The sequence below is a fragment of the Anabaena sphaerica FACHB-251 genome, from assembly GCF_014696825.1.
Lineage (GTDB): Bacteria > Cyanobacteriota > Cyanobacteriia > Cyanobacteriales > Nostocaceae > RDYJ01.
Genome location: NZ_JACJQU010000024.1, coordinates 22,801 through 37,277, shown reverse-complemented (window position 1 = coordinate 37,277; position 14,477 = coordinate 22,801). Strand labels below are relative to the sequence as shown.

General features: G+C 38.7%; 11 protein-coding genes. All 11 read right to left on the bottom strand.

All coding sequences use genetic code 11. The features are described 5' to 3' along the window. Positions 1 to 166: 166 nt before the first annotated feature. The 11 genes from H6G06_RS24190 to H6G06_RS24140 all read right to left on the bottom strand — a co-directional run bounded on the left by H6G06_RS24190 (position 167) and on the right by H6G06_RS24140 (position 13,308). Complete coding sequence (locus tag H6G06_RS24190) at positions 167 to 1,129, bottom strand: glycosyltransferase family 2 protein (protein ID WP_190564607.1); 963 nt, start codon at positions 1,127 to 1,129, stop codon at positions 167 to 169. A 194-nt stretch (positions 1,130 to 1,323) separates the two neighbouring features. After that, the gene (locus H6G06_RS24185) at positions 1,324 to 3,639 is read right to left on the bottom strand and encodes a glycosyltransferase (RefSeq protein ID WP_190564606.1); all 2,316 of its coding nucleotides are present in this window, start codon (positions 3,637 to 3,639) and stop codon (positions 1,324 to 1,326) included. A gap of 44 nt (positions 3,640 to 3,683) precedes the next feature. Then, positions 3,684 to 4,874 carry a DegT/DnrJ/EryC1/StrS family aminotransferase gene (locus tag H6G06_RS24180; protein ID WP_190564605.1) on the bottom strand — a complete coding sequence of 397 codons (1,191 nt, stop codon included), beginning with the start codon at positions 4,872 to 4,874 and terminating at the stop codon, positions 3,684 to 3,686. Continuing rightward, complete coding sequence (locus tag H6G06_RS24175) at positions 4,867 to 5,841, bottom strand: NAD-dependent epimerase/dehydratase family protein (protein WP_190564604.1); 975 nt, start codon at positions 5,839 to 5,841, stop codon at positions 4,867 to 4,869. Before H6G06_RS24175 ends, H6G06_RS24180 begins: the two co-directional genes overlap by 8 nt. 21 nt (positions 5,842 to 5,862) lie before the next feature. Next, the gene (locus H6G06_RS24170) at positions 5,863 to 6,771 is read right to left on the bottom strand and encodes a methionyl-tRNA formyltransferase (protein ID WP_190564603.1); all 909 of its coding nucleotides are present in this window, start codon (positions 6,769 to 6,771) and stop codon (positions 5,863 to 5,865) included. Positions 6,772 to 6,787: 16 nt separating this feature from the next. Then, on the bottom strand, positions 6,788 to 7,792 hold the full coding sequence (locus H6G06_RS24165; RefSeq protein WP_190564602.1) for a GNAT family N-acetyltransferase: 1,005 nt from the start codon (positions 7,790 to 7,792) through the stop codon (positions 6,788 to 6,790). A 119-nt stretch (positions 7,793 to 7,911) separates the two neighbouring features. Further along, a complete protein-coding gene (locus tag H6G06_RS24160; RefSeq protein WP_242039842.1) occupies positions 7,912 to 8,952 on the bottom strand; it encodes a hypothetical protein in 1,041 nt (346 codons plus the stop codon). A 36-nt stretch (positions 8,953 to 8,988) separates the two neighbouring features. Next, complete coding sequence (locus H6G06_RS24155; RefSeq protein ID WP_190564601.1) at positions 8,989 to 10,533, bottom strand: Rieske 2Fe-2S domain-containing protein; 1,545 nt, start codon at positions 10,531 to 10,533, stop codon at positions 8,989 to 8,991. Further along, positions 10,530 to 11,624 (bottom strand): DegT/DnrJ/EryC1/StrS family aminotransferase, encoded by a 1,095-nt coding sequence (locus H6G06_RS24150; RefSeq protein ID WP_190564600.1) that lies wholly within the window; start codon positions 11,622 to 11,624, stop codon positions 10,530 to 10,532. The genes H6G06_RS24155 and H6G06_RS24150 overlap by 4 nt, the downstream gene beginning before the upstream one ends. Next, positions 11,621 to 12,682 (bottom strand): Gfo/Idh/MocA family protein, encoded by a 1,062-nt coding sequence (locus H6G06_RS24145; protein ID WP_199306874.1) that lies wholly within the window; start codon positions 12,680 to 12,682, stop codon positions 11,621 to 11,623. Before H6G06_RS24145 ends, H6G06_RS24150 begins: the two co-directional genes overlap by 4 nt. Before the next feature lie 113 nt (positions 12,683 to 12,795). Then, the gene (locus H6G06_RS24140; RefSeq protein ID WP_190564598.1) at positions 12,796 to 13,308 is read right to left on the bottom strand and encodes an acyltransferase; all 513 of its coding nucleotides are present in this window, start codon (positions 13,306 to 13,308) and stop codon (positions 12,796 to 12,798) included. Positions 13,309 to 14,477 lie beyond the last annotated feature (1,169 nt).

The window sequence follows — 14,477 nt, the reverse complement described above, 5'->3', positions numbered from 1 at the left end:
AATAAACCCCTCTCCAAACCTCTCCCCGACGCGGGGAGAGGCTTTGAAACCCCCATTCCTTCGTAGGGAAGGGGGGAAGGGGGGTTAGGTTGCTGAAGATTATTGGTTTCATCTAATACTTTTCAAACAACCTCTAAAACATTGTGACACCAAATTATCTGAATATTTACAGATACTTGTCGTACATAGCCTTGTAGGGATCTGGAAGTATTAAGAATCTTAAAAAATGTCGAAATAGACTATGTATAGCTCTAAGTTTGTTGGTTTTTTGGAACTGGTAATTCAGATAAAAAGTCTCAAGTAAGCGATTTTCTAGGATATCTTCAGAAGCAGTGATCATAGCAATCTTTTGGGCTTGTTTAACAATTTTACAGCCATATTTATTGACTAAATGAATTAGAATAGATTGAACTCCACGCCTATATTGAATAAGGTTTATTTTCTTGGAAAGACCAGATTTATTTTCAATATGGTCGTGGACTTCAAATAAAGTAAATACGGATAATGGAGTTGATTCAAAGTATATTGGATCTTTGATTTGCAAACTTCTAAATAATTCTTGATGCAGAGCGTCCTTAACTTGAGATCCAACCTGTAGATTTGAGCGAATTTTATCAGTGCGCCAGAACAACCCGCTATTTGTAATACCCTCACAAAAAAATAGACGTGCATAAATTTCAAAAGGAGTATACAGCCCTTGTCTATACCATTTTCCCAGATTAGTTTTACCTGTAGGAATTGATGCCTCATCTATTTGCAATCTAATTTCTGCATTTCTTAAAACTATGTTGACATTGTGAGTTTCTAGCGACTGAATATTCTCAGAAATGAAAGTTGGCAGAAGATAATTATCATCTTCTAGTACAAATGCATATAATCCACCAATGTAATTAGATGATGAAAAAGCGTAGTCAAGATTTTTGGTTCGACCAAGATTGATAGGGTGAGGTTGATAAATCATTCTATCATCGTTAAAAGATTCGACAACTAATCTGCCTTCTTGAGCAGGAGAGTCATCGAGAACGAGGCATTTCCAGTTATTGTAGGTTTGTGCTATTAAGCTCGATAATGCTCTTTTGAGTAAGTGCGGTCGTTTATAAGTCGGAACTCTAACTTCACATAAAGACATTTTTTCTCTCTCCTAATTACTACCATGCTCTTATTTCAGGTGGCTAAACTTCTGTCTAAAACTTTTTTAGCTGATTGTACAGATATGATTTAACATGACAATAATTCTTTGAAGTTACTGACAAATTTCTGTATTAACCGCTACTCAAGCATAATGAAAATAATAGCTGTTCTTGGGAGGATAAATATAATCCATTAGATTTTTTTGAATATTGCATATCCATTACGTAAGCTAATATTTTCAGTATCTACAATATGGGTTTTATTCGTTGCAAGACTGAAGTAATTGGGCTGATTAAAGCCACTATTTATGTCATCAAGAATAATAAATTTTACTGTTTGTAATTCATTATACAATTCTGTTCTGGCAGACAATTCAGAGCCATCAACTAATACGATATCAAAAAACTCAAGTTTATTTTCTTGTTTAATTTTTTGGATGACATTTTCAATTTCATGCGTAAAATTCTTTTGGGAAGCGGAGGATAATTGATAGCATTTAACAACAGAATGATTGGCATATTGCTTTTGCAATTTTATGAATTGAGGCAATGGAATATTTATGCAAAATACACTTGGCTTGTTAAAATTTTGCTGAATTCCGGTTAAAAATGCTTCGGTGCTTCCTTCTCGATTAGACGCTCCAATAATCAGTGCTGTCTTAATATTTTCCGACTGTGTTAGATATTGAATAGTATGAAATAATTCATCATTCCTCTTTTCTGATACATGGTAGGGCAGAAAGTAACCAAATCTACATTCTAAGCGACGTAAGAAGTTACCACATAATCGTTTTAAGCGATTTTTAAATAGAATGTGAATAGGCTCCACTGTACTTGGTAGTGAAAACAGACTGGTTATTTTTGTGAATAAACTACTTTTAATAAAAAATTTTTTATTGCCCCTAAAATTACTGTTTTCTTTTTTAAAATCTTGAGCTTTTAAGGAAATAATTTCTCTCAATTGTTCTCTCAAATCAAACTGCCCAGAGGCTGTAAGCATGATGTATATATTGCCAATCCATTCATTTAAATTGCGATTTGGTAGTTGATGAATAGTAGCTCTGTATTTTGTTTGCTCAATGGGTGGTAAGATATATTCTTTATTCTTTAACATTTTAATAATCCAACGAGTACGATTAAGTTCAGGATGACTCAGAGATGGAAATTGTTCACTATGTTTAATAGCCTCATTTAATTTGCCTTGACAAATAAGAATAATCAGGAAATAAGACCACTCTACCGGATCAGGAGTAGAGGCTTTGTAATTCTCAAGAGTATCTTTGATTGGGTAAGCAATCCAGTCAAGTGCTGTTTTTGCATTTCCTTTATAGAGATTGCACAGAGCTAATTTTAATTTTGGTTCCGGCATCCAAGATATATAATTTAAACATTTGAGATATAAAACTTCTGCTTCGTTGTATTTTCCAGCCCAAAGCTTTTCATCTCCTTGATTAATCAGCGAAATATCTAGACCATTACAGATAATATGATAACTTTTTTGATCTGATGATTTTTCTACAATAGTTAGTGGCTGAAAAAGACCGGACTGAACAATTTTTTGACTGGGTTTAAGATTTTTATACAAATTGTACCATTGGAAAATTTGATCTCGTTGTTTCAATGTGTGGCGAGAGTGAACTAATTGATAACCAGCATTAGTAATTTTCTCAAGCTCATCTTGGTGTTGAAATAAATAATTCAGCTTATCTAATATATCGTGTTCATCAGCAAAAACACAATTTTGCATATCAATAAAACCTGCCGCTTCAAGTGTGGGACTTTTTTCTGTAATTAAACAAGATTTAGAACCGGGAATTTCAAAATGTTTACGCAGAACCTCTTTTGCTACTGTGCCGCAGGTCGGCGCAAACCAAGAAGTATTGATTGTGCGAGCATACTGCTCACCATAAAGCATTCGCCATTCTGAGGGCTTGGAATAACCTAAGTGTGGACAAATTAATGAAGGATAGTTCTGAGAAATAATCTTATTAATTGTTTGCCGCCACGGATACAGATTACTTGTACTACCATTAATTAATATTGGGATAATTTTTTTTTGACCATAATCTCGATATATATCGGCATCTATAAAATTTGGCCAAATCAATAAATTTTCAGCAATTTCTGGCGTGTGTTCACCTATAGTTGTAGCAGTAGAAAAAAACGTTTCTATACCCCAATTTTCCATATCAGAAATAAATCCTGCACGGCGAATACACCAAGGGTCTCCGTTATGCAATCCTAATTTGGGTATTTCTGAATAAGCAGAAGTATTCTTAATATAGAGTCTACGAGAAGCAGAATATGAAACGCCACTTTCAAATAGTGTTAAATCAGGTTGATATTTATCACAAATCTGGCGATAATCACAATCTTCGTTAATTACAATAACTTCAAAAAACTCTGATAGGCATTTAACGTGTTGTTTCATGTGCATCTGTACAAAAATGGATGTATCCTGATGATTCCATTGAAAAAAAACCAGCTTTGGCTTTGTCATATTGTTCATACAATTTCTTCCTTGATAGTCATTAATTTTTTTCTTCAGGATGCTCAAACCAAACAAACTCTTTTCAAAATCTCAACTACCCGATCCTGTTCTTGCTCACTCATCTGATGAAACAATGGCAAAATAATTGACTGATCCTGAGCTTGTTCACTTTCAGTTAGGCGATCGCCCCCATACAGACCATTTTCCATCTGATATGCTGGTTCTGGATGAGCGCACATAATTCCTCTTCTGGTGGCAACTCCAGCATCTAACATTACCTGCATGACTTGGCGCTGATTGCAACTATCAGGGAGACGTACACAGTAACTTTGCCAGTTACTCTTTGCCCAAGCTGGTTCTGTTGGTAATTTTAACCCTGGTATATCTGCAAGCTTGTGGTAATATCTCTCTGCTAAGTAACGACGACGTTCTACTATTTCTGGTAGGCGTTTGAGTTGTTCCCGTCCGACTGCTGCTTGAATATCCGTCATCCGGTAGTTATAACCCAATATTGGGTAAGACTCGAATATGACTTGTTTAGCTCCATGACGCACGGTATCGGGTATACTCATTCCATGTTGTCGCCAAAGGCGAAATTTTTGATCCCATTCAGAATTATTAGTGATGATCATGCCACCGTCGCCAGTAGTGATTACCTTGCGGGGGTGAAAGGAAAAGCAAGCTATATCTCCATGCGGTTTACCGATTTTCTCCCACTTTCCATCCCAAAGTATTTCACTACCAATGGCACACGCTGCATCTTCAATCACTGGTAAATTGTAACGGTGCGCTATATCTAAGATAGCTTTGAGGTCGCAAGGCATTCCCATCTGATGAACAACTAGAATAGCACGGGTGCGTGAAGCGGAGCTATCCCGAAGGGAATCGCTAATCCCATCTTCAATTAACACCGGGTTGATGTTGTATGTCTGCGGTTCAATATCTATAAAGACTGGAATCGCACCACAATAACGAATACTATTAGCAGTGGCAATATAAGAGTGACTGACAGTAATCACCTCATCATGCGGCTGCACACCTACAGCTAACAGTGCTAAGTGCAAAGCCGTAGTACAATTAGAAACAGCACAGGCATAATTTGCCCCTACATAGGCTGCAAACTCCTGTTCAAATTCGGCAACTTCTGGTCCTTGAGTCACCCAACCGGACATAATAGCGCGTTTTGCGGCTTCTGCCTCTGGTTCGCCAATCCAAGGTTTAGCAATGGGGAGATTTTGCATTTGTTCAGACATTGCTCGTTTCCTTTGCCAGCTTTTGTTCTCGCCACCAAGTAACTAGCTGATGTAGCCCTGCTTCTAAAGATATCTGTGCCTCAAAACCTAATAATTCTCTAGCTTTGCTCACATCTGCTAGTCGGCGTTGTACGGGGTTAACTTTACGTTCTGGGCGATATTCCGGTTTCAGATCAGATCCCATTACTTTTAGCAGACTATTAGCTAAATCATTTAAACTGGTTTCCACACCACTAGCGATATTGAAAACCTCATCTGTGACATTGGCTTTGGCTGCTAAAATGTTGGCTCTAGCGATATCTTCGATATACACAAAATCCATTGTTTGCTCACCATTACCAAAAATCAATGGTGGCTGATTTATGATAATGCGCTCCATCCAGCGAATCAATACCTCTGTATAAACACCGTAAATATCCATGCGTGGACCGTAGACATTAAAATAACGTAGTGCTACATAATCTAGTCCATACATTTCATAAAAACTGCGTAATAAGCCTTCATTAAAAGTCTTGGCAGCACCGTAGAGGGTGCGGTTATTGTAGGGATGGTGAGATTCAGTAGTGGGGAAATTTTCAGCCATGCCATAAATAGAAGCTGATGAAGCTGCAACTACCTTTTTTACGTCTGCTTTGACTGCTGCTTCCAAAACGTTGAAAGTGCCATCTGCTAACACTTCTAAAGCCAGTCGTGGTTCTTCGACACATTGGGTAATCCGAATGGCTGCTTGATGAAAGACGATATCTACACCTTGCATGATATCAGCCAAGAGTTGGCGATCGCGGATATCTCCTTCTACAACTACTAACGGTCCATGTGTCTGCGCCCAAGCTAGGTTATCACGACATCCGCGTGTAAAGTTATCTAAAACAATGATTTCTGATACTCCTTCTTTTACCAGTAAATCGGTAATATGAGAACCAACTAAACCAGCACCACCTGTTATTAAAATTCGTTTATTTTGCATTTTATCTATTACCTTTACCTTCTAATATATTCCAAGTTGAGAGAGTTTTTCCCCCACTAGATCAAGACCTAGCCGATATCCTGTAGTTGAAAATAGATCTAGAGAATGTATTTTTTTGCCTTGATACTCAACCTCCTTCATCAGAAGAACGCCATCACCTGTTTTAACTAGAATGCCTTGTCCTTCAATTCGATAGACGACATGTCCCGGTATTTCGGAGTAAATTTCTGTTTCAAAGAGTTCTGCGGACAAAATAACCAGCTTCTGATTGCGAAATACAGTGAACGCGCCAGGTGCAAAGGGAGGTGCTAGTGCTCGAATAAAACGCTCGATCTCAACTGAACTGCGCTCCCATTCAATGTAGCAGTCTCTGATGTGGCGACGGGCGACGAAGGTGGCTTTTTGGGCGTTTTGTGGCTGCTCCTTCAATTTTCCTTTAAAGTAGTCGTTCAATACATTTGCCAAGTTTTGTTCAATATCCCAAGTTATCTTCGATTTAATCTCCGAAAATGTGCTCGTTGGATTAACGGAAAACTTCTTTTGATAAATAATCGGACCTCCGTCAAGGCTTGAGTCTACTCGATGAATGGTGTAACCGATTTCGGTTTCCCCGTTGATGAAAGCCCATCCATTACCGTGATAGCCTCGGTATTTGGGCAAAAGTCCTCCATGACTGTTTAAAACTTTGTATTTTTTGACAAACTCAGCCGGAAGGAGGCGTAAGTAATCACACATAAAACATAGGTCTACTTCGTCGTCAGCAAGATCGTCGATTGAATGAAGCCAACGAATCGTAGGAAGATGGCAATATTCAGCAAATCGAGATTCAGGATTACTATTTAAAGCAGCAACGATGTTTATCCCTGCATCGGGAAGAATAGTAAAAAGCTTCTCAAAGAGGCTTCCTGTGCCTAGAAGAAAAAGTCTCATATAACACCAAATACCTTTATGAATAATTGTTGCGATGCCAGATATAGCGTTTGCGTAAAAATTTTCGTCCGCCGCAACTCTCTTTGAAATTGATCAGAGTTTTATGAGCTTCAAGTCCGAATGAGGATGACCCTAAATCTACCCAAGCAATAGATTGACTTAAAGACCAACCGTAAACTTCGGCACAAAGGAAATTCATAGCTCGTATTTTGCGTCCCTGTTCATTACTCGCTTGATAAAAAGCATTCAGAACCCTTTTATTGGTCTGAAATGCCAGAATACCTGCAACCACGTTTTCATCCACAGTTGCTAAAAACAGATGAAGTGCGTGTGGAAAAAGCTCGTGTAAACAGATAATTTCTTCCAGAGAATGTGTAGGAAGCACTCCATGCTTTTTCCTATTTTCCAATAGAACAGGATAAAAGCGTTTGATATCATTTAGCTCTTGAGAGTAGATAATACTGCCGGGCTTTTCTCTTCCCTGTTTTAAGTATCGCCAGTCTTTATTTCGAAATAGCTGTCTAGGGAACTCCGAGTGTTTGTCTATTGGCACTATTAGACAAAGTTCAGGTGCTTTTAGCTGAAAACCGAGTTGGTTCAGCTTAAATTCAACCCCTTCGCAAAAATTGGGGGAACTATAGGGTAACGGAGCGAGAATTACTTCAGCTCGTTGGATATTCTGTTGATCAAGATCATGCCACCACTTTTCAAGGCATGTATCAATTTGAGCAAAGTTTAAGTTCCCATAAACAAGTCCGCCAAAAGATGAAGCAAATGGACTTTTGTAAATACAACCCGAATCCTCCATTACCAGTGCACCGGGAAGATATCCAATCAGGCGAGAACCTTCTCGAAATAGATAGTGTCTCCAGTTGGCATCAGGGAATTTTGCATTGGCATGATAGGAGAGGAATTTCGGGTGATGAAATAAGGTTTCATTTGAAGCCGAACTAAATAAAGTGTCGATTTCTTTGTAACAAATCTCATTTGAATTCAATATTTCTAATGAAATTTCAGACATGGAATTTTTCATTGGGGTAATACGAATATTCTCTTCCGAACTTTTTGGCAGTCATATAACTTTGTTCAGGTACAATTGCATCAGGCGATATTTCTGAATTAAACTTGTTACTTCTAGCTCTAAATGATTTGGTCAATAAATTCAGAGGTTTCTAATTCTTGAGAGAAAGAATTATCTTGAGTAGATGTTCTATTTTTACAAGAATGCCAGAGCAACTCCCCAACTTTTAATCCTCCTGTTTGTAACCTGATAATCGGCTCCGGTCCTATTGCTGATGGCAGGATAGCCATATGTCCTTTTTCTGGCGCATTTGGTGGCCAAATAGCTATTTCTTGAGCAAGAAAAGCAGACCGCTCAATATCACCCCAAAACTGAGCAATTACCACTCCACGCCAGCACTTTGCAATTTGCTCTGCATCCACAGCAGATAACACTGATTCTGATCGAGGCTGCATTGCCACTAAAATAGCGTCGTATACTTTACCTTTATCTGCTAGTGATATATTGTTGAGCGTATCAATACTTGCACCAGCACTTACTAACCCATTCTCAATAAATGCTGCAAAATGATTGTCGCACAACAATAAAATGTTGCTTTTATAAATAGCAACGCCAGCATCAAGCAATAGCTTAATCGCCATTAGTCCCAGAAATGAGAACACATCTACAGCCGGATGGCGCTCATTAATTCCTGCTACTTTAATACCTCTGCGACGACAAGCTTTGATATCGACATCGACTGGTCTCAGCTCCCATGCTTCGTACATTAACGGAATAACGGCTGTTGGGTTCATCCAGGAAATCATCTCTGCATCAATCGGACGAACATGGCCGCTGTTGGTGATAATGTCTGCTTGAGCTACAATATCTTTTGGTTTATTGGTTATAAACTCAATTTTATCACTTATACACCCGATTTCCGCAAGTTTTTGTGTTTGTGTTTTCACTTCCTCTATAGTTCCATAACGGCTGCCTTGGGTGATAGCAAATACTTTTTTTGCTCCTGCCATTGCAGCTATTATAGGTGTGACAACATAGGCTCCAGTTGCAGCTTCTGTAAGTACGGTAAGATTGTCAAGTTGAAGTTCGCAACGCTGAATTGCTTGCTGAATTAGGGTAATGAGCCGATGGGAATTGAAACCAGGACGGATATCACTCATTATTTTTTTACTTCTTGCAGAATGTTTTGAAGCCTTTTAACAAAGGTCATAAATTTTCAGAGGCATATTACCGCCGCTAACACATTTACCTTGTGCAGCAAGGTCAAATACCCAATGATGTCGTGGACAAACTAACTTGTTATCTTGGATTTTGGCATGGGTAAGATCAGCCCCTGCATGAGGACAATAGCGTTGAACCTGGTATTCTTGATTCTCATCTCTGACCAAGATTTTTTCATTCTCCGCTGCTCTCATCACATTTTCAATTTGAGCAATCAGCTTGGGTTCATGACCGTAACGCAGTACAGCAAATAAAGGCCAGTTGTAGATATCTGGGTTACGTTTTGCTTTAAACCTCATGCTTAAAAATAAATTCTCCCATGTCTCTTCTCCCTTCACCAGCAGATTGGCGATCGCAGTTTCAATAGTAAACTCATAATTAGGCATTTCTGCTGAAGATTGAAAAACTGCAAAAAGCTGATTGCGGGTGTCAACATACACACAACCATTATTTGTACCAATCAAAGTGAACTTGACTAAAGCATTGACTTTCTTGGTCAGATAATCACTTTTACAGAAAAGTTGCTGAACATAGTTTGTAAATTTCTGCACAAAATCCTGATCAGCCTGCGGTAAACTCTTCAGATATGATTGGATTACAGCAGTTCTTTTGTGCTGATATTCTTTCAGCAGCGACGCTTTTTCAGAAAAATTTAAAGTTGTAGTTTGATGCCTGATGTGAAGCTCCTTCTCATCAAATAATACCACATCATCCCCTGGTAAAAGCAAGTGCAAATTGCCATTTAGCCTTTGAGACAGTTCTGGATATACATCCCACTGGTCATGGAAAATGCTGTTTTCCTGAAAATTTAGATGAAAGATTTCATCTTCCAAAAAGCAAGCAGGCCCAGCACAATGAAAAATCTGTTTGGCACAGATGCTATTAGCAAAGTCAACAAAACTACTGATCAGATTTTGTTTGAGCTTTGTTGCTACCCTTTGCTGTTTTTTAGCTTCATAGGTGTAGGTAGCTGGGTACCACATTGCTCCTGAAAATTGAGCAAATAAAAGATCGATGCCATAATCTCTATATTTGGAAATATCCTCGTCTGGGATATGACAATCGTTTTTGTGCAAGATATTTGTGTTGCCTACTTGAATTAGTAATGCCGAATCTATCTTGTATAATGACTGGTCTTTAACAACAACGATGCTGAAGCTATCGGCTAGATTACACTGTTCCCAATCTTTCAGACACCAAATTCGTGGAAAGCCTAGATCGGCAATTTCTTTGGCAAAAGTATCTGATAAAAAGTCAGCAACGATTACCGTTACTTTGTGCTTGGGAAAATTCTTGAGGAAATATTTGTCAAAGTGGTCCTCATGGTCATGACTGATATATAGATAATCCGCATCATATAAAGACTGCCGTTCAATAAAATCATTTGGTGGAAACTGATGCCAGCTGTGCAGGAAAGCACCACTTTCACTCATCCAAGGGTCACACAGTAAAGTCACACCATAGGCTTTTACAAGTATACCAGCGTGACCGAGGAATTTTAACGAAAAAGTTTCATTCATGTTGAGCTAATTACCGCCATTGCCACCTGAGTTTGTGATTCTGTTGAGAGTTCTGCAAACATAGGCAGGGATAATACCTCTCTGGATGCAGCTTCTGAGTGTGGAAAATCACCAAGTTGATAGCCTAAATCAGCGTAAGCTGGTTGTAAATGCACAGGAATCGGGTAGTGAATGCCTGTTTGAATTTCCTGCTCATGTAATTGCTGTTGCAGTGTATCCCGTGACTTGGAGCGCACGGCATATATATGGTAAACATGATGGCTGTAGGGCATGACCTTCGGAGTGATCACGTCTGCTTTTGCTAGTAGTTGGTCGTATTCTGCGGCGATCGCTCTCCGTGCTTGGGTCCACTGATCTAAATGACGTAGTTTCACCCGCAAGATTGCTCCTTGCAAGCCATCCATGCGGTAATTATAACCCTTGAGAACATGGTGATACTTGCGTTTTTGCCCCCAGTCCCTTAGCATCTCGATCTTGTGAGCGTATTCAGGATTATTGGTTACAACCATGCCACCTTCACCATAAGCTCCCAAGTTCTTACCAGGATAAAAGCTGAAACAGCCTAAATCACCAATACTACCAACTCTTTGCCCTTTGTACTCAGCCCTGTGTGCTTGTGCGGCATCTTCAATGACAATCAAACCGTAACGCCGAGCAATATCTAATATCGGTCCCATGTCTGCTGGCTGGCCATAAAGATGCACTGGCAAAATTGCTTTCGTCCTGGCGGTGATGGCTGCTTCAATCTGCCTGACATCTATGGTGTAGGAAATGGGATCAATATCTACAAAAACAGGGGTAGCTCCGGTGTAACAAATGGCGGCTACGGTGGCAACAAAGGTGAAAGGTGTGGTAATTACTTCATCACCGGGATTAATGCCCGCAGCTAATAAGGCTAGATGCAGCGCACTTGTACCTGTATTCACTGCAATTCCATAATCAGCACCACAGTAGTGAGAAAATTCTGCTTCTAAAGCGACTACCTCGCTACCTAAAACAAATTGCGTACTGTCTAAAGCTTGGAAGACTGCGGTATCAATTTCGTTTTTGATGCTATTGTATTGAGCTTTTAAATCTACAAATGGAATCATGCTGCCACTTTCCCTAAGTCAAGTTCAACTAATCGACCCTGCTGTTTAATGGATTGGGTAGTAGCTTCTAAAATTCTTACTACTCTCAATCCCGCTTCTCCATCAGTGATGGGGCGATTACCTGACTGAATACAATGAAGAAAGTGTAATACCTCTGTTTTTAATGCTTCTGTCATATCCAACTTAGGAGACCACATATCACCGGTGCGATAGCCAACCAGCATTTGGTACACATTCTCAGAACTGTTATTCACGGTAATTCCTTTGTCGTATACCTTTATCTTTTCACTCGGCTCCAAATCGTCATAACAGACCATCTTTTGACTGCCACCAAGTAGTGTCCGCCGCACTTTTACTGGTGCGAGCCAATTCACATGAATGTGTGCTATCAAGTTATTCTCAAAAAATAGTGTTAAGTAGGCAATGTTTTCTGGTTCATTAAGAACGTGGCTCATACCTGTGGCTGAGACAGCATAAGGTTTTGATGGCAACACATAGTCCATAATCGAGAGGTCATGAACTGCCAAATCCCAGATCACATTCACGTCGTGCTGAAATAATCCCAAGTTCACACGAACTGAATCATAGTAATAAACATCGCCTAAAACCTTTGTTGTTACCAGTTCTTGCATCTTCCGCACAGCACCTGTATAAACAAAGGTGTGGTCTACCATCAGCACCAAGTTACGTTTTTGAGCCTCATCGATCAGTCTCATCGCCTGTTGGGAGGAAACAGTCATCGGTTTTTCTACCAATACGTGTTTCCCAGCTTGCAAAGCTGCTAAGGCTAAATCGTAATGAGTGGAAACTGGTGTGGCAATCGCGATCGCATCTATTCTAGGATCTTTAAGTAAGTCCTGGCTATTTGTCGTTAACTTGATAGTAGGATAGCGCGATCGCACTTTTGCCAGTCTATCTAGTTTAAAATCACTGACGGCTATCACTTCTGATCCTGGTATCTCAGCAAAGCTGCGTACTAAGTTCGGACCCCAGTAACCATAACCAATGACACCTATTTTAATGGTATCAATTGCCTGACTTTGCTGGTCTATTAACATATTTGCATCAACAGACTGCTCTAAATGAGCGCGAATATTTATCATTGGCTCAGAATTATATATAGGGGTTGCTGAGAAAGTCTTTTCTTGTAGGTAAGGAATAGGGAATAGTTTCAGCTATCTGTCATCACTAAATTTTTTGACTTATGCAACTTAATAGGAACATGGCCGATCACACGAGCAGGTACTCCAGCCACAATTGTAAAATCAGGGACATCATGGGTAACAACTGCTCCAGCCCCAACTATAGCATTTTCGCCAATTGTTACCCCTGCCAGAATAGTTGCATTGCTGCCAATAGAAGCTCGTAGTTTTACATAAGTTTTAGTTACAAACCAATCATCCTCAGTTTTCATACTACTATCTTCATTGGTAGCGCGAGGATAAAGATCATTGGTAAACATAACTCCATGACCAATAAATACTTCATCCTCAATGAACACGCCCTCGCAAATAAAAGTATGGGATGAAATTTTACATTTAGCTCCGACTATCACATTTTTTTGGATTTCTACAAAGCTGCCGATCTTTGTTTTCTCTCCAACTGTACAACCGTAAAGGTTGACAAGATGAGGATGAAAAATTTGAACGTTTTTACCTAATTTCACGTTATCATTTATAGCCATTTTTATCTACCTTTTTGCACGATAATTAATGATAAAACGATAAATTTGGGTAAGTATTTAGCTATCAGTAATCAGTAGGTGGCTACGCCGAGCTACGCGGTAAGCGCGGCTATGCCAGTAGGGCTTTACAGCTTTTTTCTCTAGTGAGACTGAGTTGATGAGAGCAATTTATCAATGGATAATTGATAATTTATAATTAGGTTAATGAAGTTTAAAGTCTTTAGTTGTTAAGTTCATTGTCAATTATTGATAGTTGTCAGGTTCTTGTTGATGGAAACCGAAAAAACCAACAGATGAATGCTGATTTTTTTATATTTAGGACTTACGCAAGTGTCACATCAAACATCTCTTGTATGGTCCGCCAGACTGCATAAATCCTGTCAATAAACAAATTTTTAACATCTGACACACCCTAATAAATATGCCAGTTGCGTAAGTCCTGATATTTTCCTGTGGTAACTTAGGATTAAAGCAAATTAAAAGATAATTGCAGTTAGGAGTCAATATATAAATTACAGTTTTTTGTCAATTTTACAAAATCTTCATAATTCATACAGTTTATAAATGAAATTATCAGGACTAGAGTTAAATTGTGAAGAACGACAAAAAAAGATGTTAATTATTAAGTTAACTATTTTTTTATGCCCGCAGAGCAATAGTATCTTACTATGTAATTACAACCCTATTGAAAAGTATAAAAGTTTCAAACTTGAATCAAATTATCTGGGTTATCTAGTTATAAACCGCTAAATTTGGCTAAGGTACAAGTATTTTTTTACAAAATTAAAAGATAATTGTTTTTTTTCAATTAAAACTTGTGTTATTCCTACCTATAAGTTAATATGTTTTACATCCAGTCTCAAACATCATTTGTGCTTAACTTACCATATTTGTGCAGAAAATTCGTCACACCTGTTCTGAGTAGAAACATTAATCTACAAAGTTTCTGAACTGCACTCCTAGCTTCTATGTGGTACTTTAAGAGTTGTTGGAATTGCAAATTTTTGACCAAATAGTTACTAATTCTGAATAGTAGCTACAGTAGCTTAATGGAGACTGAGTGCGTAATTAGTTGGTGTTGTAGACTCTGCTAAATTGAAGATGAATTTTTCATGTAGCGGTCTAAACCAAACAATGGGTTAAAGCCCCCACTCAAGCCCATTCAAGCC